This is a genomic window from Limihaloglobus sulfuriphilus (genome assembly GCF_001999965.1).
Classification (GTDB): Bacteria; Planctomycetota; Phycisphaerae; order Sedimentisphaerales; family Sedimentisphaeraceae; genus Limihaloglobus; species Limihaloglobus sulfuriphilus.
Window position 1 is genome coordinate 3,459,684 of record NZ_CP019646.1, and the last position, 24,328, is coordinate 3,484,011.

A 24,328-nucleotide genomic window follows, 5' to 3' on the forward strand; every position below is an offset into this window, starting at 1 on the left:
TACGTTAGTTAGATGCCAAAACAAATAGACGCAAATCTGTTTTCAGAGAACGAAGATAAAACAATCTTCCAAAATGCCCCGCTTGCCGTGCGTATGCGTCCCGAGGTGATAGAGGACTTTGCCGGACAGCAGCATTTCATCGGCCCCGGGCGTCTTTTGCGGCGAATGCTGGATGCCAGACGGCTTGCCAGCCTTATATTTTACGGCCCGCCCGGCGTTGGCAAGACCACGCTTGCCATGGTAATCTCAAACACCATAGAAGCGCGTTTTATCTATCTGAACGCTCCCTGCTCGAGTGTCTCAAAGGTGCGTGAGGTGATAGAGCTTGCCCGTAATCGGCTGTTGCGGGGTGAGGGTAAAACAGTTCTGTTTCTCGATGAGATTCACCGTTTCAACCGTGCCCAGCAAGACAGCCTGCTAAATGACGTTGAAAACGGTGTTATTACGCTGATCGCGGCGACGACCGAGAACCCGTTTTTTTCGGTGAATACGCCGCTGATAAGCCGAAGCACTGTCTTTCAGTTTGAGCCGCTATCTGTTGGTGATATTGTAAACTTGCTGAAAAGGGCGATAAGCGACGCTGATAAGGGGCTGGGCAATTACAATATTGAAGCAGACGACGAAGCTCTGGAATTTATAGCCGCGCGATGTGACGGAGATGCCAGGCGAGCCCTGAATGCTCTGGAAGTAGCCGTGCTGAGCAGCTGCAAAAGCAGTATGGGCCAGAAAGTGCACCTGGACAAACAGCTTGCCGCGGATTCCATACAGAAAAAGGCGATTCGCTCAGATGCCGCCGGCGACCAGCATTACAACCTTGCCAGTGCATTGCAGAAGAGCATAAGAGGCTCCGACCCCGACGCGGCGGTTTACTGGCTTGCCAGGCTTATTGCCGGCGGTGAAGATTTACGTTTTATCTCGCGGCGGATTGCGGTCTGCGCCGCCGAGGATATCGGAAACGCCGACCCGATAGCCTCAGTGCTTACTAACTCCTGTATTCAGATAGCCGAATTTGTCGGCTTTCCAGAGGCTCAGATACCACTGGCCCAGGCAGTTACATATCTCGCCTCGGCACCAAAATCCAACTCCGCGGTTACTGCCATTTCAGAAGCTGTTGCGGATATAAACGGTGGCAGAACGATTGAAGTGCCGCCGCATCTGCGTGACGGCCATTATCCCGGCGCAAAAGAGCTTGGCAATGCACAGGATTATAAATACCCGCACAGTTATCCCGGAGGATATGTAGTTCAGGATTACCTGGGCGTTGAGTTGGACAAAAAATATTACCGGCCCAAAGATATCGGCCGCGAAAAGGTTATCAGGCAGCACCTCGAACACCTTGAAGAGTTGAAGAAGGGCGGCAAGTGAGCCAGGATCTGCAAAAAACAAAAAAACTCATGAGAAAAGCCGTAGAAGAACGGCTAAAATGTCTTGACGGATTCGATATTCTCAAGGCAAGCCTCGATATTTCGCGGCGTTTTTTTGACCTCGAAGAGTACCGTGGGGCACGCAGTATCATGATTTACAGCTCGATTCACGGCGAGGTCGATACCGAGCTGATAATGGATATGTCATGGCGGCTGAACAAGAATATCATTTATCCTGCTATCTGCTGGGAAAGACGTGAGCTTGTGCCGGTAAAAATAGATTCAGCAAAAGAGCTACGCCCGGGCAGATGGGGCCTGCTTGAGCCGGTGAATATGGAACCATATCCTCTCGAGGAGATTGATGTTGTCGTGGCGCCGGGGCTGGCGTTTGACCTTTGCGGAAACCGGCTTGGCAGGGGCGGCGGATATTATGACCGCTTTCTAAGTCGAAAACATGATGCCGACGTGGTGGCGCTTGCCTTCAGCTGCCAGCTTCAAAGGTATGTGCCTACAGATGAAAACGACAAGATGGTGGATATCCTTATAACTGAGAACATGACCGCGCATTGCGCAAAGCTCTACAATTAACTTATCCGCACTGTAGAGCCGCATTGCATGCGGCTCTCAATCTATGACAACTTAAAAAACACACATATAATTTACACGCAAAGAGACGGAGAAATATGTTTCATATTTTTCTAAAATCTTTGACGTAAAAGTGTTTACAACGCAAAGAGACGCAAGCATTGCGTCTCTACCGGGGCGATTTTGATAAATATACATAGAGATAGATATAAACCTCTCTATAAGCTAAGTTTACATAGTGCCAATGAAAATTAATTACACAAAAAAAATAAAAATTATTGACAACATGCGTTTTTGTTTATAGTATCATGGAGTATTTGATGAATGCACGTGAGCAGAAAGACTGAGAGAGATTGTGTTAATAGCTCTTCTTTTTCCTCCAAAGTGCAACAATGCGGTCTGCGTATAGTGTAGCGCAGACAAAAGATGTTTACAACTCAATCAACAGGGAGAAAATTATGAGAAGCATCAGGCATTTTGTGTTTACCAGTGTTTTAATTTGTGTTATCGGGACAGGATTTGGAGCCATAACAGCTACAGGCGACGTTAGCCCTGCCAATCCGGCGGGCTGGACAGCCTCCACCTCACCGGTTGTCGGCGGAACGGCTGACGGCTCTCTAAGTATCACCAGCGGCAGCAGTGTAACCAATGGTACGTGTCTTATTGCAAACAGTGCCGGTGTTACGGGCAGTGTTACTGTCAATGCCGGCTCATGGAACACAGGTCTGACTTCCGTAGGTCAAAAGGGCAGCGGTTCCATGACCGTTTCCGGAGGGGGCAGTGTCTATTCTACAAGCTCTCTGATTGTGAGCAACGCGGCAACAGCTTCCGGCAGTGTTTCTGTCAGCGGTATCAATTCATCGATCAGTTATACATCTATTACGGTTAGCCAGGCGGGCACCGGCAGTCTGGACATCTCAAACGGCGGCAGTGTCACCGCCAGAACAAACCTGATGAGAGCCGGCAACGACAATGCATCAGGTGTAACCTATGTTAACGTTGACGGGCCCTTATCGCGCCTAAACGTCAACAACAACTATCTTTATGCCGGCTGGGGGTCCAATGCTATTTTTAATGTGACCAACTCCGGGATGATAATTTCAAAAGACGCCGTTATCGGTAGAACTTCTGACAGCACCGTTTCTTTAAGCGGCAGCGGTTCGGGGTGGGTAAACACCTATTCGATTTACGTTGGTTATTCAGGAGACAACTCAAAAGGAACTTTAAATGTTTCCGGCGGAGGTTTTGTTGACACACAGGGGATTGTTATCGGCGACGATCAGTATTCCTCGATTAGTCAGAATGTAACGGGAAATGTTTCAGTTGAGGGCGAAGGCTCTTACATTGCCGCTGAGTTGACCCGACTTGGATATAGTCAGGACCAGCAAAATGTCGGCAGCCTTGCCATATCACAGGGCGGCCTTGTAATTACTGATTATCTTTACCTTTACAATGACAGTTCAATCAATCTTTCTTCCGGCGGTATGCTTGCTCTTGCCGGTGAAGGTGATGCGTCGGTTGAGGCGTTCCTGGGCCTTCTTGATTCTTATGACGCATCTTACACTCCGCTGGACTATTCGGACTCCGCGAGCGGTTCTATCAATATCTGGGACGAAAGCGAAGAACTTTGGGTTGACTTAACCGATGCTGTCAGGAATTTTGATTATAATATCACTTACCATTCGGCCGGCGATTTTGCCGGATATACGGTTTTGACCGCGGACGCGGTGCCTGAACCGGCGACAGCTCTTCTCATGGGCTTTGGTGCGTTAGCCGCCGCGGCTTTCAAGAAGAGAAAACAATAAACTTCCGGGCGAGAAAACCTGATTGGTTTCACAAAGGCGATTGAGCATTCGTGGGGGCAATCAGGTTTTTTAAAACATCGGAGCCAAAACCTCCGGCATCAGATCCATTGTTATCTGGCCTATACCTCTAAAGATAAATATGCCCAGTTGTGTAATTCCCGTGCAGGATATTGTAAACTGGCTTATTGATATTCCTGCAATTCCAAACTGATGAACTGAAAAAATTCCCAGGCCGAACTGGGAGATGTTAATAATGCCCAATCCTACCTGGCCGACTGAAATTATTCCCACTGCCGGCACGGGCATTCTGTTGAGGTATTTAAACGAGACGTGCAGCAGGGGTATGCCAAATAGTTTTGCCCGAGATTTGTACTCAAAACCGTAGCCGTTCCAGCTGGATTTCCACGGATCGGGTGCTCCGCATGATGGGCAGATTCGGGCTTGCCGGCTCACCTCGCTTCCGCAGTCCCTGCATTTTTTTAACTCAGTTTTATCATTGCCGCTTTTGTCGGCTGTGCCGGCTTTTTTGCTGCTGAATTGGTATTTTGTGTAGTCTTTCATCAGTCGGATACCTGGTTTACTGGTAAGGAATAAGCCTAAACTTTATTGAAGGAACGGACTGATTCTCTCGGGGGCCGATTTGTCCCTGACTGTAAGCCTGGGGTGGGAAATTGTATTTTAACTGCCGCGTTACCGGCTCGCCCTGGGCATCGGTGTTTTTTATTTCCAGCAGGAGGTGGTATGGCTGCTGACGGAAAATCTCTTTTGCCTCTTCTGTGGCCATGTACTGGAAATCACGTACATTCTCTTCTACCTGTACCTCATATTTGCCTGCCATGTCGGCGGGGAATGTGTATCCGATCCTCGGGCCTGAGATAATATCAGCGGTCTTTATCTCCTGAGAAGATTCGATTGACACGTAAACCGGTTCCTGGTGATAGACGTATCTTTTGGGTGAGAGCTCAACGTATGGCATCAGAGTTATTTCCTCTCTTGAGGCCTTCTGCTGCTGAGGGTTTGTAAGTTTGATATATGCCTTTAGTTTATCCTCGGGCCAGTCATCAAAGACATACATGTATATCAGGGCAGGCTTCACCGAGGCGTTGGGTACAATAACGTCGTTTTCGTTTATGCAAACCACCTTGAGCTGTTTTTTTACAAGATTTTCTACTTTTATGCTTACAGTGACCGGCTCACATGCCTCAAGCGTAAGGCCAAGCTCCATAAATTCAGGGCTTTGCCTAAGTATTGTCTCAACCGGCGGGGTGTACACGCCCGGCTCGCTGCCGACGGCATTTGAAGTGAGCGGGTTGAACTTGATATCCAGACTTTCATTTCTCAGCTGGAGCTTCTGGACTTTAGAATTGGGCCCTGTCAAATCCATAACGATCGAGGCATGGTCACTTTCATTGATGCTCACCCAGACATCGCGGACTCCGCCTCTGTCAACAGAGATGGTGGCGCTTTCATTTTCAAGTGTAACATCGCTGGAAATATCGGCCCACACCCATATGAGCAGCGTTAAGAGGATTATCAGCAGAAATTTTCGGATTCTGGATAACATAGCTTCTATGCCTCTTTCTTGTTTTTGTCTTTACCGTTTTTCTTTCGCGACCAGAACCAGTCGCTGCTCTCATCACCAGATATAGCATTAGAGAGCCTTTTTCTAAGTGCGGATTCTTTGACATTCCTGATTAGATTTCCATCCTCAGCGATTGAGACAATCCCCGTCTCCTCACTTACAACCACGACCATAGCGTCAGAGCCGGTGGTGATTCCTATTGCTGCGCGGTGTCTTGAACCGAGCTGGAGTACGTCTATAGACCCGCTTTCGGCAAGGGGCAGCTGAACACTGGCGGCGATGATACGCTCACCGTGGATTACAACAGCCATATCGTGGAGTGGTGTCCCCTCGTAAAATATTGTCTTGAGCAGGCCCGCGGTGATTCTTGCGTCTATTCGCTCGCCCGTCTCGACAAACTCGGCCAATCCGACCTGCCGCTCGATGACGATTATAGCTCCGGTTCGGGATTTAGACATGTCCTTAACCGCGGATATTATTTCCTCAATGCACAGGCTCATGTGCCTGCGGTTAGGAGAAAGCAACTTTGCCTGGCCGATGCTGATCAGTGCCCGCCTAATCTCGGGCTGAAAAGCCGCGACCGCGACTATTAACATAGCAATCAGGAAACCCTTGTACATGAACTGGATACGTTCAAGGCCGAACCTGTCAACAACGAGGTTAAGAACAAGAGAGCCGGTGATCAGAACAAAGAATACCCCCCTGAAAAGTCTTTCACCGCGTGTGCCTTCAAGGAAATTGACTACCCAGCTTACTACAAGTCCAACAAGAAAGAGCTCTACTATGACTACTAAGGGATCATAGGTGAGCACCCTGTTGAAATAATATATAAGCGGTTCTAAATCCATCCGGCTTTAAACTCCTGGAGCAAAAAAGGTTGCCGGACATCAGCTATCTCATAGTCTGATACCCCTAATAATTCATCGGTATTTAGCGTACGTACCTGTCGCTGAGCCTGCTGGGCTGGTCGATATGCAGCAGCGGCCCGTTGATATCATCGTTGAGCTGCTTCATGTCAGTTTTCAGAGTGCGCCTCTGGCTTCTGCTGATTTCGGCAGATGTCTTGTCTGTGCCGTCCCAGCCGCAACCGCTGAGAAAAAGGCTTATTGTAAATATCGCTATTGCCGACATTAATGTTACTTTGCTCATATTATCCTCTGTAAAGTTTATATGCAATTCACGTATTATAGCATTGAGAAAGTGATAGTAACAATAATTTAACCGACTGTCAATCGAAAATTTACGCTATTTTCACCTGTGGCGTAAATAAAAATGGCGGCTCACCAGTTAAAATCCGGTTCACCGCCATTTTTGTTTGAATCTGATGGTTTTCAGTACAAAACGAATTACTGAGCTAATTTCCTCAGCATTGCGTCTCTGAACTGGGCGTCTTTTTTCGACATCTCAACAAGGGACTGAGCCGCTTCGGGGTCGATTTTCTTAAGGGAGCTGTACCTTGTTTCGCCGAAGACGTAATCGGCAAAGGTTTCAAAATCCGGCTCTTTTGAGTCGATTGTCAGCGGGTTCCTGCCCTCTGCCTCCAGATCAGGGTTATACCTGTAAAGCGGCCAGTGACCGCATTTTACAGCCTTGTCCTGCTCAAGCAGTCCGTGAGTCATATCGATACCGTGTGCAATACAATGCGAGTATGCGATAATGATACTCGGGCCGTCATAAGCCTCGGCCTCGACCATTGCTTTAACAACCTGGTTTGGGTTGGACATGGATACCTGTGCGACATAAATGCCGCCGTAGGTCATGGTTATCATACCCAGGTCTTTCTTGGGCATTGTCTTTCCGCCGGCCGCGAATTTGGCAGTTGAGGCACGCGGGGTGGATTTTGACATCTGGCCGCCGGTGTTGGAGTAAACCTCGGTATCGAGCACCAGAACGTTTACATTTTTGCCGCTTGCCAGTACATGGTCAAGTCCGCCGTAGCCGATATCGTACGCCCAGCCGTCGCCGCCGATAATCCATACGCTCTTTGGAACGAGATAGTCCGCCACTGCCTCGAGGGCTATGGCTGTCTCGGTGCCGCAGTCGATGCACGCCTTCTTGAGTGCGTCAACTCTGGTTCTCTGCTGCTCTATCTCGTCCTGCTGTTTAACGCTGATGCTGGCCTTTATCTCGTCGGCCGCGCCGGCGTCAAAGCAGCCTTTTTCAACGATCTTATCGAGCATTTCGATGGCCTCTTCCTGGAATTTATCCACGGCAAGCCTCATGCCCATACCGAATTCAGCATTGTCTTCGAAGAGACTGTTAGACCATGCCGGCCCGCGTCCGTCTGCTCTCTTAGTGTACGGTGTCGTGGGCAGGTTGCCGCCGTAGATTGATGAACATCCGGTAGCGTTTGCGATAAGTGCCCTGTCGCCGAAGAGTTGTGTAACGAGCTTGACGTATGCCGTCTCGCCGCAGCCGGCACATGCGCCGGAGAACTCAAAGAGCGGTGGTACAAACTGGCTGCCCTTGATTGAGGCGGCTTTGTATTTTGAAGGATCTGTATCCGGTATTGAGAGGAAGAAGTCCCAGTTAGCCGCTTCGGTGTCACGCAGCGGTGCCTGGTGTTCCATATTGATGGCTTTTTTGCCTGAATCGTCTTTGGCCTTGCCCGGGCAGTTCGAAACACACGCGCCGCAGCCGGTACAGTCTTCCGGAGCTACCTGAACGGTGAACTTCATGCCGGCAAACGCCTTGGTCTTGGCATCGGTGCTCTTGAATGTTTCCGGAGCGTCCTTGAGTTGGTCTTCTTCATACGCCTTGATACGAATCGCGGCGTGCGGGCATACCAGTGAGCACTGGCCGCACTGAATACAAAGCTCGGGTTCCCAGACGGGGATATTGACCGCGATGTTACGCTTCTCGTATTTGGTTGTGCCGGTGGGGAACTTGCCGTCACAAGGCATCTTGCTGACCGGCAGGTCATCGCCGTTGCCCGACATGATGACCGCGGTAACATCCTTAACGAAATCAGGTGCATTATCAGAAACTGCCGGCGGCATTTTCATCTTGCTTGTTGCCTCTGCGGGTACCTTAACCTGCTCTATCTTATCAAGCGCGGCATCAACGGCATCGTTGTTCATCTGAACAACCTTGTCACCTTTTTTGCCGTAACTCTTCTTGATAGCGTCTTTAATCGCGGTTACAGCGGTATCGACATCTATCACGTTGCTGATCTTGAAGAAAGCCGTCTGCATGATGACGTTGATTCTGGCTCCCAGGCCGAGTTTTTCAGCGATGCTGATCGCGTCGATTACGTAAAATTTAAGCTGTTTGTCGATAATATGTTTCTGCACTTCTACCGGCAGGGTGTCCCAGACATCGTCAGCGCTGTGTTCGCTTGTCAGCAGGAAGGTTGCGCCTTTCTTGGCATTTTTGAGCATGTCGTATTTTTCGAGGAAGCTCGGGTTGTGACATGCTACAAAGTCAGCGTGTGAAATGAGATATGGCGTCCTGAGCAGTTTCTTGCCAAAACGCAGGTGAGAAACGGTAATTGCTCCGGCTTTCTTTGAGTCGTACACAAAGTAGCCCTGGGCGTAGTTGTCGGTCAGTGAGCCGATAATCTTAATCGAGTTCTTGTTGGCGCCGACAGTACCGTCAGAGCCCAGGCCGTAGAACATCGCGCTGTATGCGCCTGTGTCGAGCTCGAATTTCGGGTCGTAGTCAATGCTTGTATTTGAAACATCATCATTTATGCCGACAGTGTAATGGTTTATGGGCTCTTTAGCGTCGAGATTGTCAAATACGCCTTTGACCATGCCGGGCGTAAAGTCTTTTGAGCCGAGACCGTAGCGGCCGCCGATGATCAGGGGATAGCCGTCAAACTGGAACGTACCTTCGCTCATCGCCTGGCCGATAGCCGTGCGGACGTCAACGTAAAGAGGTTCGCCGACAGAGCCGGGCTCTTTGGTTCTGTCCAGAACAGCCATTTTCTTAACTGTCTTGGGCAGGGCTTTTATGAAGTGGTCAATAGCGAAAGGCCTGTAAAGGCGAACCTTTATAAGTCCGACCTTTTCTCCCTGGGCGGCGAGTGTTTCGATAGTGTCGTGTGCAGTATCGGCACCTGAGCCCATCATAATAATAATCTTTTCGGCATCCGGTGCGCCGACATAATCGAAGAGGTTGTACCGGCGGCCGGTTACCTCGGCGAACTTGTCCATTGTAGCCTGTACAATATCCGGACATGCCGTGTAGTAGGGGTTGACCGTCTCGCGGCCCTGGAAATACACATCAGGGTTTTGAGCGGTGCCGGATATCATCGGCCTGTCGGGAGACAATGCCCGTTTTTTGTGAGCGATAAAGAGCTCGTTGTCTATGACAGCTTTCATCTCTTCGAATGTAAGTTCTTTAACCTTGGATATTTCGTGGCTTGTACGGAAGCCATCGAAGAAATGCAGGAACGGCACCCGCGAGGCAAGTGTTGCCTGTTGAGAGATCAGGGCAAAGTCCATAACTTCCTGCACAGAATTGGAGCAGAGCATGGCAAATCCCGTCTGGCGGCATGCCATTACGTCTGAATGATCGCCGAAGATCGAGAGAGCCTGGCAGGCCAGCGACCTTGCGGAAACATGGAAAACCGTCGGTGTCAATTCGCCGGCGATCTTGTACATGTTGGGTATCATCAGCAGCAGGCCCTGCGAAGCGGTGAATGTCGTGGTCAAAGCTCCCGCGGCGAGTGCCCCGTGAACCGCGCCGGAAGCGCCGCCTTCGGACTGCATTTCAGTTACCGATGGGACGGTTCCCCAGATATTTTTTTCATGTTTCGCTGTTTTGGCATCCGAAACCTCACCCATAGGAGAAGAGGGAGTAATCGGATAAATAGCGATAACTTCATTGGTTGCGTGTGCAACATGAGCGGCGGCCATATTGCCGTCAATAGTTACCATTTTAGTTGTCATAGTGTCTCCACATTTATTTAAATCTGTTCTCAAAATCCGCCTGATTAAATTAAAAGACGAATGTATTACAATAGAATTCTTCTTAATGATGTACTATATATAATTAGAAAATCATGAACTCCGCATTTTACATATAAATTCTATAATAGCAATAGATAATTAGAAATGATTTAAACTATTGTTAGGTATTAGTTTAACCTCAACACTGGCCGCAGGGGTGTCAAAAAACCGCGCATCATTTGCCAGGATACTCAAGCCGGTCTCAAGCCGGTCTAAAACTTCCCGCCCCGTATCCCGCGTATTTAGAATCGCTGAAATGGCGGGGTAAATAAAAATCGAACATATTGACATAGCCGCGTTAATCGGATAAAATTCATGATTGTAATATTTTATAGTTTAGTTAAGCCGGAGAATAAAATGACTAAAGGCCAGCCTATAGACAGCCACCAGCAGGTTGGTAAGCCTCTGAAGATAAACAAGTTATTCAAGACGCTTGTTGCCGCGGAAGCCAGTGACCTTCACCTTAAGGTCGGTCTGCCGCCCAAGATGCGTATAAGCGGAAACCTCAAAACCACCAACGCCGAACCGTTGAGCGAAGAGGTCATGGAGGATTTGATCTTCGAGCTTCTGACTCCTAAACAGAAGGAATTCTTCATGGAGCACGGTGCGATAGACTTTGCCCATGCTCTGACAGATATAGACCGTTTTCGTGTAAACGTTTTCCGTCAAAAGGGTTATATTGGACTTGTTGCGAGACGTATTGACTCGCGGATACCTCCTTTTGAGAAACTTAACCTGCCCGAGATTATCGGAGACCTCTCCGATGCGGCGTATGGGCTGGTACTGGTTGTAGGGCCTACCGGCTCTGGTAAAAGTACAACTATTGCTTCTATGATCGACAGGATTAACCGCAACAGGGCCTGTCACATTGTAACGATTGAGGATCCGATCGAATATCTGCACCGTGACCGCAAGGCTATTGTAAACCAGCGAGAAGTGGGTATCGACTGTGTTGACTTCAAAGAGGCACTCCGCTCGCTGATGCGTCAGGACCCGGACGTTGTTCTTGTTGGTGAGATTCGTGACCTCGAGACGCTCGAGGCGGCGATGAAAGCGGCGGAAACCGGCCACCTGGTTTTCGGAACACTGCACGCATCAAACGCCGCACAGACGATTCAGCGTATTCTGGATATGTTCCCCCAGGAAGAGCGTGACCTTGCACGGCAGACATTCGCTCTGTGTGTTCGGGCGATTATTTCACAGCAACTTCTTAAGGGGATTCAGTCCCATGCAAAGCGTGTGCCGGCTATCGAAATCATGATCGGCAGCCCGATTGTCAGAAAGCTGCTCTCGGAAGAAAGAGAATCCGACATACCGTCTGTTATCAAGTCCAGCCAGAACGAAGGTATGCAGGATTTCACTGAAAGTTTGAGAGACCTCATTGAAAGAGAGCTTATTGATCTGGATACCGCCTTGATGTACGCCCCGAACAAGGAAGAGCTGAAAATGGCTCTCAAGGGTATTAGAGCTACTTCCGGTGCGATACTTTAAACTCCTAAAGATGAGAACATATACAGTTAATTACTACATGAATAACATTAGAAACATCCCGAGTGCGGCGAGGTTATCTCTTGCTCTCATTCGCGGTACGTATCTTACGAAAACTGACTGGAGAGATATTTATTATGTATGAAGCGATTAGTATGAATTTCCTGTTGGAGGTCAGTTACGGCTCGTACACATCCCCTTTTAAACTTGGGGCTTTTATTCTGATCTTCTTTATCTGGCTTGCCCTGATAAACTGGATCAACCACGATGCCCGTTCTGTACAAACCAAAGAAGCTATGTGGACGGGCCTTTTTGCCGCGGCGGGTCTTATAGGGCTTTTTCTGTGGATAGCACTGCCTGTATTTGTTGTAGGCTTTCTGATTTATCTTCTCGCTACCGGCACTGTAGCCCTTTCATACATAATTCACAGGAATTCCCGTGTTTCAGACCATGAAAAAGTGCTCACCATAAACCATATTAAAAATATTTTTTCCAACGAGGAGAAGTCTCTTCGCAAATCAAGCCGCGGTTTTACATTTGTAACCGCTAACGGCAACCCTATCGATATTCCCGAGCCCAAAACTAAAGAATCTTTTGGCTACGGGCCAACGTGCAGCCTGATGGACGATGCTCTGTATAGAAGGGCAAATATCGTAACATTGATCCCCGGATCAGAGGATACATACAAGACAACTTTTATCATTGACGGCGTTGCCCATGAGCGAGCGGAATACGCCGCCGAAGATGTTAACTTCATGCTGTACTTCCTCAAGCAGCTTGCAGATTTGGATGTCAATGAGCACAGAAAGCCGCAAAAGGGTAAATTCACAACCCGTAAAAACCGCGATAAAACTGATTGGGAGCTGTTCACCGCCGGTTCGACTGCCGGTGAGCAGATAAAGATTGTAAAACAGGAAGAGTCGCAGAAGATGACGTTTGAGGATCTTGGCTTCAGCGAAGAGCAGATACCTCCGCTTAAGGAATTAAAACCGCTCAAACATGGGCTTTTCCTCGTTGCAGGGCCAAAAGGCTCGGGCGTAACAACTGCTCTTTACACCATGGTGCGAAACCATGATCCGTTCCTGAACAGCATTGTAACCCTGGAAAAACGTCCTGCCGATACGCTGGACAGCGTGACGCAGAATATATACAAACCCAACAACCCCGAGGGTAAATCGTACGGAATGCAGCTTCAGACTCTACTTCGCTATGGTCCGGACATTGTCGCCGTTGGCGATTGCAGTGACCCGGAAACAGCCAAGATAGCCGCGACAAACTCTTCTTCAAAACTCATTTATGTTTCCATAGAGGCGGCAAACACAGTAGATGCCGTGGCGAAATGGTCGCAGATGGTTGGCGATAAAAAACTGGCATTGAAGAACCTTGTGGGTGTTGTTTCTACCCGCCTGTTCAGAAATCTCTGCCATGAGTGCCGTGAGGCGTATGAGCCCAATCCCGAGACCCTCCGCAAGCTCAACATTAAGGACGAGATTGAGTTCCTTTACCGCCCGGGCGAGGTGCAGTACACCCGTTTCGGCAAGCCTGTAGAGTGTGAGCACTGCCAGGGCACAGGCTACTACGGCCGTCTGGGAGTCCTGGAGTCAATAGTGCTCAAGAAAGAAGCCCGAGAGCAGCTGATTGCCGCCGGCGACCAGCGTGAAATGCTCTCGATACTCCGCCGCAACGGCCTTGTCATGCTGCATGAGCAGGCGATGAAAAAGGTTATTCAGGGCGAGCTTGCCATAAATGAAGTAATACGTGAACTTAAGGTTTCCGCACCTAAGAAAAAATAAAAGGAGAAAAAAATGATACCTCTTTTAATATTTGTCGCTCTACTGATATTTGTTCTTGCCGAGGCGTTTCTAAAACCCTCAGCGATGAAGTATTTCTCGATACTGATAAGCACTCTGCTTGGAATTTTTATAGCGTTTAGCTATTTTGAGATTCTGGCGGCACAGCTGATCAAAAATGGCCTGATAGTAAACATGGCGCACATGGCATCGCTTCTGCTGATATTTATACTGAGCACTCTGGCACTTTCCGCAGTGGCATCGATCATCTCTAAGAAAGACCTGAACCTGCCAATGTGGCTCAAGAGAGCGGTGAGCATGTCCAGCAGTGTACTTCTCTGTTATCTGGTAACGGGCATGATATGTGTTGCTTTTTCCATGGCTCCTATCGGGGGCAAATGGCTCTATCCGCGAGTCGTGGCGGCTACACAGCTCAGAGACGGCGAGATTCAATCTTCCTCAAACCTGCTCAAAGCCGATGATGCGATCACAGGTCTTTTCAGCTGGGTCTCCTCAGGCGCGTTCTCTTCGGGCAAGAATTTCAGGATGTACCACGAAAACTTTGTTGATGACTGTTACATCAATAAGTTTCATTTTGGTGAAGATATCGGTCTTATAGCCGGCAGGGAGGCTCTGAATGTCGCGGGCAAAACTTATTACGGCCCTGCCAATAAGCTGATTCAAACGACCAAAAACGAACGTGTTGACAAATCCGGCGAGAAAAATCTGCATATAATCGCTTTGAGGCTCAATACCCGAAGTTCTGAGAAGGGAGGAGCTGCGTATAACAATATGATCAATTTTACTACGGGCCAGCTTCGTATCATCTGCTCGAAAGGTTCAGACGGTAAAACAGAGACTGTATATCCTATCGGTTTTCTGAATCAGTCAGGCAAGATGCAGCAACTGGGGCCGGTAGAAATATTCGATGTGCGTTCGACGAAAGTTCAGGGCGACAATCCCCTCATAAAAGCAGTCTTCGACCTTCCCCAAGGCTGCAAACCGGCGGCTTTGGCTTTTAAACAGAATTTCATCATGGAGCTTCCCCGAATAGAGGAAACTGAAGACTGATTTGGGTTTTATATTCCAACATTTGCCGGATCTGGTTTTAATGACAGGACTGCTTCTCTGCTCTGGTCTTATGTCCGGGGCAGAGACAGCTTTTTTTAATCTCAAACACGCCGATGTCGAGGTCATCGAGAGCAAAAACAACCTCTCAAACAGGCTGATAAAGCGCCTTCTTAGAAGCCCAAAACAGCTTCTCAGCTCAATACTCTTTGCCAATCTTCTGGTCAATGTTTATTATTTTGCCATCAGCAGTGCGATATCGATAAACTTGCAGTCAAATGGAATGCCGCTGAGCAGCGGGGCATTTGCCGTTTTTTCGGTGTGCGTGATTATCCTGCTGGGCGAGATGTATCCCAAGTCTCTTGCAATGGCCGCCTCGGTCAAATTCAGCCGCTTTGCTTCTCTGCCGTGCTTTGTAATCAGCAGAGTCTTTTACCCGCTTCTGAGGTTTATCCAGCTTTTCTTTACTGAACCGCTGACGGCATTGATATGTCCGCCGCGTAAAAAGAACGCCCCTATAAAAATCCAGACGGTCAAGAAACTAATCGAAAGCTCGCTTCGGCTGACCAGAACCGATAAAACCGGCAGCAGTATAATCTCCGAGGCGGTGGATTTGAGTTTCCTCAAGGCAAGCCACATAATGCGGCCCCGTACCGAGCTTACTCTGGCTGAGCCGGATATTTCACCCCGGGAGGCGATAGAAAGAATGAAAGCCGATTCAGTGAAAAAGCTCCTTGTATATTCGGGAAATATAGACAATATAGAGGGCATCCTTTACCTTAGAGATGTTATATTAAATCCCGAAAAACCTATCGGGGAGCTTTTGGCCAAGCCGTGGTATGTACCGGAGCAGAAAAGTATTGAATCACTGCTTGAGCAGTTTCAGCGCAGCGGCCGTGATATGGCGGTGGTGGTCGATGAGTACGGCGGAGTCTCCGGCATTATAACGGAAAAGGATATTTATACAGAGCTTCTGGATTTGAGCTCGCATACCGAGGAAAAAGAAAAGGTCGAAAAACTCGGCCCCAATGAATATCTGATCTACGGCGATGTTCCTTTCAGGGACTGGGCGAATGTATTCGGCCTTGACCCCTCAGAGTACCGGTATTCAACAATCAGCGGCTTTGTAACGGCGCTCCTCAAAAAGATACCGGCAAAGGGCGACGTCGCGGTATTCAGGAATATCGAGTTTACAGTCAATACAGTAAATAAGTTTCGTATAACCAGCGTTACGTTAAAGGTTTTGACGCAATGACGGGTAATATCGTACTTGGATTTTTAATAGTTATTCTTCTTTTGCTTTCTGCTTTGTTCTCCGGCAGTGAGACGGGCTTTTACAGCCTTAGCAGACTTCGCCTGAGGCTGAAGCTGCATAAGGGGTCTGTGGGCGATATAACGCTGGCAAAACTCTTGAGCGATTCACAGGGGCTTATCTATTCTGTGCTGATAGGCAATAATCTTGTAAACTACCTGCTCACCGCAGCGCTGACATACTTCATGATGCAATACACCAGAGACGAGGAAAGCGCCGGCAGGTATGTTACTTTTATCTGCGGGCCGCTGATATTTATCTTCGGCGAAGTTTTGCCCAAAACCATATTTTATCTCAATGCCGATAACCTTTCCCGAAAAGTTGCGCCGTTTATATGGTCTTTTTACAGTGTCTGCAGCTGGAGCGGATTGATAAAGCTGCTCAAATGGTTTTCATCTCTGTTGGCACGGATTCTGCGGGTTCGCAGCTTTTCCGCTGATCCGGGTTATACCCTGGGCAGGATGCATATTACAGATGTGCTTCAGGATACAAGGAACGAGGGCTATTTCAGCCGGCGGCTCAACAGAATCTTCCGAATGGCGGTGCAGGCATTTGATATACAGATATCCAGTGTTATGATCCCGCTTGAGGACTGTGTTTGTGTTTCTGTTTCAGCCGACAGGCAGCAGCTTATTGAGCTTCTCAAAGAGTTCCCTCACACAAGGCTGCCGGTTTATAAAACAACGTTGGCAAACATCATAGGATATATCAATATTTATGAGGTGCTTACTGACCCCGAAGAAGTGTCTGTTAAAAAGCACTTAAAAAAGATTGAAACAGTCTCACAGAAGACCTCAGCCCTTGATGCCATCGCCAGACTCAAAGAGCGGCAGGCGGAATTTGCGCTTGTAACTGCCGGCAGCGGTCAAAGACATGATAAAAATCTGGGCATAGTTACGCTTGCTGACCTGGCGATGCTGATAACAGGCAGCGATTGATTTATGTTTCAAGACCGGCTAAAAAAAAGTGCGGGCCGCTTAAGGCGTATAAGAATTTTAATATTAAGAAGACGAAAAAGATTTTATATGAGCAAACTGATTAAACTGACACTGACTGTACTGGCTCTATTTGTAATCTGCGGCTGTGGCGGCAATACCGGCAGCAGTATTTCAGATACACGCGATATGCTCAGCAGAGCCGACGGAGAATTCAAACCGGATGAAGTTATAACTTACAAACATGTTGATGGCGTGGAGCTGGCTTTGGATGTTTTCTATCCCCATGAAAATTCTAAGGCCCAAAACAGGGCGGCAATAGTGACGTTTTTCGGCGGCGGCTGGAACATGGGCGGCGCCGGCCAGTTTTACAGACAAAGCCGTTACTGGGCGGATCGCGGCATGGTCGCGATATGCGCTGATTACCGTGTAAGAAGCCGTCATAACGTTACGCCTGATAAATGTCTTGAAGATGCAAAATCGGCGATGCGGTGGGTTCGCTCTCACAGTAAAGAGCTTGGAATAGACCCTGATCGAATTGCTGCGGCAGGCGGGTCGGCCGGCGGACATCTGGCGGCCGCAACGGCTATGGTTAAGGGTTTTGATGCGCCTGGTGATGATCTAACCGTCAGTCCGGCAGCTAATGCCCTGGTTCTGTTTAATCCGGTTATTGACAACGGGCCGGAGGGTTACGGTTATGACCGTGTAAAAGATTACTGGCAGAAATTTTCGCCGTTTCACAACATAGACGGCAACGCCCCGCCGGCAGTTTTTTTTCTGGGCACAGAAGATCATCTGATACCGGTTGATACCGCATGGCGGTTTAAAAACCGGATAGAATCAAAAGGCGGCCGATGCGATTTGTTCATCTACCAGGGGCAGGGGCACGGTTTCTTCAATTATGAAAAATCCCGGCGGCATTTCTTCCAGACACTTCTCGAATCCGACAGGTTCCTGGAATCTATTGGGTATCTCAGGGGAAGACCGCTTATTGAAGAACAGCAAGCAGTTTCTCTGTTAAAAAGTAAAAGCAGTAATCCCTGAAAAAATGCAGAAATGACAAATAAATCTCATAGACGAATTATGTTCTTATAACTAAGGCGAGAAATGACCTGGATAATACTTATAATTGCCGGTATAATGGAAATAGTATGGGCCGTCGGAATGAAACATTCAGACGGTTTCACAAAATTACTGCCATCGGTCTGGACGATTCTGGCAATGGCAATAAGTGTCTGGCTGCTCTCGGTCGCGATGAAAAGCCTGCCGCTGGGGCTGGCGTATGCCGTCTGGACGGGAATCGGCGCGGCGGGTACGGCAGTTGTGGGAATGCTCTTTCTGGGTGAGCCGCGGGAATTTTCGAGAATATTATGTATAATGCTGATAGTCGCCGGAATTGTCGGTTTGAAACTGTTTGCCAGGCCATGAAAATGCGGCCTGAAAACATGCTTTAATATGAATAACGGAGCCAAAAGATGAGAAATTTTTTGAAATTGTTTGTTTTAGCCGCGTTATGCTGCTCGTCTGTTTTGCAGGCGGCAGGCTCTCTGCAAAGAGGAACCGAAATCCGCCGGAGGATTGAATCAGTCAAAAGCATCACATACTATAAGGGCGAGTGGAGCTGGGCGGATTTTGATCTTGCCGATTTCAAAGATACCCTGGCCCAGATGCGCCAAACGGGTGCCAATACGGTATGGCTGGTTTTGCCCTGGATAGATTTTCAGCCGCAGGCCCTGCCCGAGCCGTTGTGGAATGAAGAGGCCGTTAAAAATCTTACCGCAGCCGTTACCGCCGCGGACGACTGCGGGATGGATGTGATTCTGCCGCTTTGTTATCTGGGCACCGGCTGGAGTCCGGAGGGGATCGACCCTTGTATATGGACTGTTGACGCGTCAATGTACGGCGCTTTTAAGAGCTATTCCCGTGAGCTTGTCGGCAAACTCATCCGAAGCGGCAATGATAATATGATATTTTTGCTCTACGGCGAGGGCTGCTATCCCTATATCAGCTCTCTGCGTGATTATGATGTTACCGTCGAATCATTCAAAGCGTGGTGCCGCAAAAATAACAGCAGCATTGACTACTGGAACAAACGCTGGGGCACTGAATACAGCTGGGATAATCTGCTGCCGTTCAAAGGGGGTACCAGTGATCCCCGGGATGCTAACGCGTGGACTGATTACTGGCGGTGGTCGTCAGATGTTGTTCGTGCCGCACACGGAGGCCTGGCAAGGGAGCTGCGCGGCGTCATTAAAGGCAAGGCGATTATCGGCTACCATGATGATGCGATAATTTCAAAAGACTGGGGCCTGGGGGCAACTCCCATTCCGGAGGATAATCCCTATCAGTTCCTCAGTTTCGCTCATTATTACACCGAACAGGAATTCGGTTCTCTGGATAAATTTATATCAGAGACGAACACAATCATATCAACCTTCAGACAGGCTTACCCGCAGATGCCCCTGGGTATCTTTGAGACGGGGTTGTGCGTGCATCAGTCTGATATAGATTCCCAGGCGAAAGTTGTCGAAGAAATGGCGGGCATAGCGAACAAAAAGAATGTCGGCATAAATATCTGGATGTGGCAGGATCACGAAACAGGCGATGATTGCCAGCGGACATTTGGGCTTCTTTATCCCGACGGCAGGGAAAAGCCCGCATATACCGTACTCAAAAAAGCCTGGAAATAGCGATTCTCAGCGGATTCAGGTCTGGTTATTATGGCTGCTTCGCCGTCTTATAGGATATTGTCCTGGTTGAATCCGGTTCTGCGCCGGAAATCTTGCGGCTTTTCCCGTCAGGCCATACTATCTCAATATCCACGGCATCGGTATTATTTCCGAGGCCAAAATGCAGAGTGAGTCCGTTCTGGCTGCCCTGGCCGGTGCCGGCTTCAACCTGCCTTGTCAGGGTAGAGTCCTGCATTTTTATACGTACCTGTGCACCAATTGCCGAGCTGTTTACAGCCTTGCCGTCACCCTTTAGAATGAGCTTGAGCCAGTGGTTGCCGCCGCCGCGGTTCATGAACAGTCTGCCCGCTGTAACAAGATCCAGGAATCCATCATTGTTGACATCTGCCCAGGCCCCCTGGTATGTGGGCTTCAATCCGGCCAGGCCGCTTTGCTTTGTTACGTCTGTAAAATTCCAGTCTCCGCCGTTTTTGAACAGCGAGGAATTATTCTTCACGCCGAAAGAAGCTGCTGCGTAAACTGTGGTGAAGAACAAATCCACATACCCGTCGTTATCAAAGTCGCCCGCGGCAGGGCTTGCGTAAGACTCCTGGTAATGAATGCCGCAGGGGCCGAGGTCTTCGAATTTGTAACTGCCTTTTTCAGCAGTGTTTCTGAGAAATCTGGATTGGGGCTGATCGCCGCGTTTATCTCTATGGGCAAAATTGCCGGCGAATAAGTCAAAATGCAAATCGTTGTCAAAATCCGCCCATGCCGCACCTATGGAGTGGCCTCCTTTAAAGGGTTTATCAGTTGCGGCGGCGCGGTAAACCTGGGCCATGTCCCTGAAACCCGCCTTGCCGTCATTGACCAGCAGCAGATTCGGCTGGAGGCGGTAGTTGGAAACATAGATGTCTATATTGCCGTCTTCGTTGAAGTCACAGGCCGTGATGCCTCTCGCTCTGAAATTGGTGTCGTGTTTAATTGCTGAAAAGCCCTTGCCGGCATTGTTGATAAATATCAAATCGCAGTATGTTTTCTGCTTCTGCCATCTCTCATAGCCGCCGACGTAAATATCCGCATACCCGTCATTGTTGAAGTCTCCGCAGGCCGCCCCCAGAGAGACATAATCGGCGTCTATGCCTTTGGGCAGTTGAATGTCGATTTGTTTAAATCCTTTTGCAGATTTGTTTTGGAAGAGTTTCAGCTTTGAGTATGAGAAGATATCAGCAAATCCGTCATTATTAAAGTCGGCTGCAATTCCGCTGCCCTGACCTGCCCGGGAAGGTGTGAACTCCTTTCCTTCGTGATTATGCCATAAGATGCCGCCGGCGTACAAATCTACCCGGCCGTCATTGTCAAAATCTGCCCATGCTGCCGGAGACTCAGCCAGTTTTCCCAGGCCGTATTCAGCGGTCTTGTCCGCAAAAACAGCCTTGCTGGCTGCGGTGTCATCGGTCAGTTGGGATTTCTGCCGCCCAAAGGCAAAAATCGCAGCGGCGGTCAACAAATAGATGTATATTTTTATGTAATTCATAAGTCTCCAGAAATAACGCCGGTTATTCTATTGAAAGTCTTCTCTCATGGCAAGTTTTCTTTATCAGTCTTTTTAGCCGATACTTAGTGAGTGTGAAAATGGTTGAAAAATTAGATTTATCTGATATAGTTCTACCGAAGCCGGTTTATTCGGTAGTATTTGATTGCCTGCTGTTTAATATTGGCGGCAGCGCCAAAATTTTTACAAGACTAATGCAGGGCGTGTTTTGCGGGTTTACCGGCAGCCGCGAAGGCTTCTTTGTTTGAGCGGCTGAAATTGTTCGATTAGAGGTCTAACCCTCTGTTAACAAGAGAAATAATAATTATCAAGAATAAGAGGCGTAATAATTTGAAAGCTCACATAATAAATCATACTCATTGGGACAGAGAGTGGCGATATCCCCTTTGGCAGACACGGCTTATGCTCGTAGATTTCCTTGATGAACTGATACGGCTGATGGAGGAGGGCAAATGCGATTCATTCCTGATGGACGGCCAGGCCGCTCCGATACTTGATTATCTCGAGATGCGTCCGGAAATGCAGGAGCGTGTTAAGTCTCTGATTGGCTCTGGAAAACTGGAAATAGGGCCGTGGTACACGCTTCCTGATGAGTATCCGGTTGACGGAGAGGCGCTTGTTCGTAATCTTGTCTGGGGGCATCGGGCCGCCGGCGAGCTTGGCGGCGTTCTAAAAGTCGGCTACACGTCCTTTGGCTGGGGGCAAACCGCCCAGCTTGCCCAGATTTACGGCGGATTCGGTTTCGACACCGCTTTTATAGGCAAACGTGTCAGCTCAAAACGCGCCCCCCAGAGTGAATTTTTATGGCGTTCGCCGGACGGAACAGAGCTTATTACTTCACGGTTTGGCGGGCTTGGCAGGCAGAATCTTTATCTCAAACTGCACATGTCGGCTCTGCTGGGTGTGAATTGGGAGACCAACGAATGGAAAGAGGCCGGCCTGCGGACGGGCATCGTGTTTCACCAGTGTGACCGTGAACAGATGGAACAGGATTTCTTCAGGATTGACCACCCCCGGGAGTTTCACCCGGAAATGATAACACCCCAGCGGGTTGAATCGCTCTGGAAGACTATGGACGAGAGCCTCCTCTCGAATGACCGTCTGATGATGAACGGCTGTGATTACACAGCTTATCAGCCTCTTTTCCACGATATTCTGGAACGTATCAAGCAGGTTGACCCCGTCAAAGGACGTGATTGGCAGGTAACAACTTTGAGCCGTTATGCCGAGCTTATGCGGCAGAAAATAGACCCCGCCAGTCTCAACGTTGTAGATGGCGAGCTTAGAGACGGCCCGGCCATCACCGTTACCGGCAATGCCCTGGCGACACGAATGCATCTCAAGCGTCTCAATAAAGAAGCCCAGAACTGGCTTCTGCGTACAGCGGAGCCGCTTTCTGTGATGTCTTCTATCATCGCAGAGCCGCCGCGGAGGGAATTTCTCGATATGGCGTGGAAATTCCTGCTTCAATCGCACCCGCACGATTCAATCAACGGCGTTACTCAGGACGAAACCGTCAGCAACGTTGAAGATCGGCTTCATCAGGTTATTGACCTGTCAAAAACGGTCAGCAGCGATGCGATGGCCGGAATACTCAAGACTGTAGATTTGAGTGATTTCTCCAAAGAAGACGTGCTGATAGCCGTTTTCAACACTTCGCCGTATGAACAGGACGAAGTGGTTGATGCGTGGATCAATATGCCGCTGCAAGATGAATCCAGCGAGCAGATACCGCCGCCGGACGGGCTCCAGATTTATAACGCCGACGGCAGTCCGGCCGACACGCAGTGGCTTGGATGCAGCGATGAATCTTATCCGGTTGCCCAGCTTCATGCCCGCCCGATGGGATTCAAGAGTAAACGGCACCACCTGCTCTTCAGGACAGGCCCGATTAAGGGCTGCGGATATAAGATATTTAAGGCAGCCGCGATTGATTACGATTCTGTCAAAAACGTCGCCTGGGCTGATGTTGACTCCCGCACGGGCAATGTGCTCAAATCGCCGAATACACTTGAAAACGAATTTTTCAAGGTGAAGATGAACAGCAACGGCACGTTCGACCTGGCGGACAAACGTCTCGGGAAAACCTTTTCCGGTCTCAATTATTTCGAAGACCGCGGCGAGCTGGGAACGTACTGGTCTAACCGTCGCCCGCATGAAGACCGTGTTTACACATCGCTGGGAGCAAACGCGGCGGTCTGGGCAAAGGAAAACGGCCCGCTTCAGGCGACACTTGTAAGTGAAGTTGTAATGAATATTCCCGTCAGCGGGCTTAGAAGCCTGGACAAACGAAGTGATCAGCTTAAACCCCTGACTCTACGCACCGAAGTTACACTGAAATCGGGCTGTGAGCGGGTGGATGTCGCCGTTGAGTTTGAGAATAATCACGAAGACCACTATCTTCGTGTGATGCTGCCAACCGGCATTGAAAAAGCCGAGTACGCCGACGCCGGCGGCCATTTTATTGTTGACCGGCGGCCAATCCGTCCGGCAGGGCCTTCTGATGAGGCCGTCTGGCCGGATATGGCAACTCTGCCGCAAAACCAGTTTGTTGATCTCAGCGACGGCGAGAGCGGTTTTGCGGTAATTAACGATTGTTTTACAGAGTATGAAGTTCTGGACAACGAAGAACGCACGCTGGCGCTTTCACTTTTGAGAAGCGTGCAAAACTGGATCTGTACCGAGCGCGTGCCCTCAGTGTACCCTTCTCAAAAGGGCGGCCAGTGCCTTGGCAGGCACAGTTACCGCTACGCGATTATGCCGCACAAGGGCAGTTTGCACGAATCAAAGGCGGCCCTGGCCGGCGAGCTGTTTAATACTCCGCTGCGGCCGATACAGACAAACGGACACACGGGCCGTCTCCGGAGCCTGGATTTTTCATCGCTTTCGCTGAGCAATCCGCAGTTGCGGGTGTCAACCGTTAAGCCCGCTGAGCAGCGGCCGACGGTGGTTCTGCGGCTGTATAACCCGACAGGCGAGAAGCAGAAAACGCAAATCCGCACTGCCGCGGATATCAAAGAAGCGTGGCAGGTCAGCCTGAACGAAGACAGGCTCGGTACGCTCGATGTTTCCGGAAAATCGGTAACTGTTGAGCTTGAACCATATAAGATAGCAACATTTGAAATTGACGCGGGAAACTAAAAATAACTTTATAAACTTTAGCCGGCGGGAGTGCTGCCGGCTTTATTCAACTTTTTCGGCATAAGCGCAGGAAACAATA

19 protein-coding genes are annotated in these 24,328 nt (G+C 49.2%); 13 read left to right on the forward strand and 6 right to left on the reverse strand.

Annotated features, from left to right (window positions below):
• Nucleotides 1-12: 12 nt before the first annotated feature.
• The 3 genes from SMSP2_RS13260 to SMSP2_RS13270 all read left to right on the forward strand — a co-directional run bounded on the left by SMSP2_RS13260 (nucleotide 13) and on the right by SMSP2_RS13270 (nucleotide 3,754).
• Nucleotides 13-1,365 (forward strand): replication-associated recombination protein A, encoded by a 1,353-nt coding sequence (locus tag SMSP2_RS13260; RefSeq protein WP_146684517.1) that lies wholly within the window; start codon nucleotides 13-15, stop codon nucleotides 1,363-1,365.
• Between the two features lie 29 nt (nucleotides 1,366-1,394).
• Nucleotides 1,395-1,952: a 5-formyltetrahydrofolate cyclo-ligase gene (locus tag SMSP2_RS13265; RefSeq protein ID WP_146684518.1), complete on the forward strand. Its 558-nt coding sequence runs from the start codon at nucleotides 1,395-1,397 to the stop codon at nucleotides 1,950-1,952.
• Between the two features lie 455 nt (nucleotides 1,953-2,407).
• The gene (locus SMSP2_RS13270; protein ID WP_186804736.1) at nucleotides 2,408-3,754 is read left to right on the forward strand and encodes a PEP-CTERM sorting domain-containing protein; all 1,347 of its coding nucleotides are present in this window, start codon (nucleotides 2,408-2,410) and stop codon (nucleotides 3,752-3,754) included.
• 69 nt (nucleotides 3,755-3,823) lie between these two features.
• Here SMSP2_RS13270 and SMSP2_RS13275 read toward each other — a convergent pair whose 3' ends face one another.
• The 5 genes from SMSP2_RS13275 to nifJ form a co-directional block, all read right to left on the reverse strand.
• The gene (locus SMSP2_RS13275; RefSeq protein ID WP_222566361.1) at nucleotides 3,824-4,315 is read right to left on the reverse strand and encodes a hydrogenase maturation nickel metallochaperone HypA; all 492 of its coding nucleotides are present in this window, start codon (nucleotides 4,313-4,315) and stop codon (nucleotides 3,824-3,826) included.
• Between the two features lie 16 nt (nucleotides 4,316-4,331).
• The gene (locus tag SMSP2_RS13280) at nucleotides 4,332-5,318 is read right to left on the reverse strand and encodes a hypothetical protein (RefSeq protein ID WP_146684520.1); all 987 of its coding nucleotides are present in this window, start codon (nucleotides 5,316-5,318) and stop codon (nucleotides 4,332-4,334) included.
• A gap of 5 nt (nucleotides 5,319-5,323) precedes the next feature.
• Complete coding sequence (cdaA, locus tag SMSP2_RS13285; RefSeq protein WP_146684521.1) at nucleotides 5,324-6,184, reverse strand: diadenylate cyclase CdaA; 861 nt, start codon at nucleotides 6,182-6,184, stop codon at nucleotides 5,324-5,326.
• Nucleotides 6,185-6,266: 82 nt separating this feature from the next.
• Complete coding sequence (locus SMSP2_RS13290; protein ID WP_146684522.1) at nucleotides 6,267-6,485, reverse strand: hypothetical protein; 219 nt, start codon at nucleotides 6,483-6,485, stop codon at nucleotides 6,267-6,269.
• A gap of 197 nt (nucleotides 6,486-6,682) precedes the next feature.
• On the reverse strand, nucleotides 6,683-10,231 hold the full coding sequence (nifJ, locus tag SMSP2_RS13295) for a pyruvate:ferredoxin (flavodoxin) oxidoreductase (protein WP_146684523.1): 3,549 nt from the start codon (nucleotides 10,229-10,231) through the stop codon (nucleotides 6,683-6,685).
• 417 nt (nucleotides 10,232-10,648) lie between these two features.
• Between nifJ and SMSP2_RS13300 the strand changes: the two genes are divergently transcribed.
• From SMSP2_RS13300 to SMSP2_RS13335, 8 genes are all read left to right on the forward strand, one after another.
• A complete protein-coding gene (locus SMSP2_RS13300) occupies nucleotides 10,649-11,782 on the forward strand; it encodes a type IV pilus twitching motility protein PilT (protein WP_146684524.1) in 1,134 nt (377 codons plus the stop codon).
• A gap of 152 nt (nucleotides 11,783-11,934) precedes the next feature.
• A complete protein-coding gene (locus SMSP2_RS13305) occupies nucleotides 11,935-13,572 on the forward strand; it encodes an ATPase, T2SS/T4P/T4SS family (RefSeq protein WP_186804737.1) in 1,638 nt (545 codons plus the stop codon).
• A 12-nt stretch (nucleotides 13,573-13,584) separates the two neighbouring features.
• The gene (locus tag SMSP2_RS13310; protein ID WP_146684526.1) at nucleotides 13,585-14,640 is read left to right on the forward strand and encodes a hypothetical protein; all 1,056 of its coding nucleotides are present in this window, start codon (nucleotides 13,585-13,587) and stop codon (nucleotides 14,638-14,640) included.
• A 40-nt stretch (nucleotides 14,641-14,680) separates the two neighbouring features.
• Nucleotides 14,681-15,892 (forward strand): hemolysin family protein, encoded by a 1,212-nt coding sequence (locus SMSP2_RS13315; protein ID WP_146684527.1) that lies wholly within the window; start codon nucleotides 14,681-14,683, stop codon nucleotides 15,890-15,892.
• Nucleotides 15,889-16,887 (forward strand): CNNM domain-containing protein, encoded by a 999-nt coding sequence (locus tag SMSP2_RS13320; protein ID WP_146684528.1) that lies wholly within the window; start codon nucleotides 15,889-15,891, stop codon nucleotides 16,885-16,887. Before SMSP2_RS13315 ends, SMSP2_RS13320 begins: the two co-directional genes overlap by 4 nt.
• Before the next feature lie 87 nt (nucleotides 16,888-16,974).
• A complete protein-coding gene (locus SMSP2_RS13325; protein ID WP_186804738.1) occupies nucleotides 16,975-17,928 on the forward strand; it encodes an alpha/beta hydrolase in 954 nt (317 codons plus the stop codon).
• 63 nt (nucleotides 17,929-17,991) lie between these two features.
• A complete protein-coding gene (sugE, locus tag SMSP2_RS13330) occupies nucleotides 17,992-18,312 on the forward strand; it encodes a quaternary ammonium compound efflux SMR transporter SugE (protein ID WP_146684530.1) in 321 nt (106 codons plus the stop codon).
• Between the two features lie 47 nt (nucleotides 18,313-18,359).
• On the forward strand, nucleotides 18,360-19,574 hold the full coding sequence (locus SMSP2_RS13335) for a hypothetical protein (RefSeq protein ID WP_146684531.1): 1,215 nt from the start codon (nucleotides 18,360-18,362) through the stop codon (nucleotides 19,572-19,574).
• Between the two features lie 28 nt (nucleotides 19,575-19,602).
• On the opposite strand, the gene SMSP2_RS13340 is transcribed toward SMSP2_RS13335, so the two are convergent.
• Nucleotides 19,603-21,090, reverse strand: a complete 1,488-nt coding sequence (locus tag SMSP2_RS13340) for a CRTAC1 family protein (protein WP_146684532.1) — start codon at nucleotides 21,088-21,090, stop codon at nucleotides 19,603-19,605.
• Between the two features lie 98 nt (nucleotides 21,091-21,188).
• Between SMSP2_RS13340 and SMSP2_RS14925 the strand changes: the two genes are divergently transcribed.
• On the forward strand, nucleotides 21,189-21,356 hold the full coding sequence (locus SMSP2_RS14925; RefSeq protein WP_186804739.1) for a hypothetical protein: 168 nt from the start codon (nucleotides 21,189-21,191) through the stop codon (nucleotides 21,354-21,356).
• A gap of 82 nt (nucleotides 21,357-21,438) precedes the next feature.
• Nucleotides 21,439-24,249 carry an alpha-mannosidase gene (locus SMSP2_RS13345; RefSeq protein WP_146684533.1) on the forward strand — a complete coding sequence of 937 codons (2,811 nt, stop codon included), beginning with the start codon at nucleotides 21,439-21,441 and terminating at the stop codon, nucleotides 24,247-24,249.
• Nucleotides 24,250-24,328 lie beyond the last annotated feature (79 nt).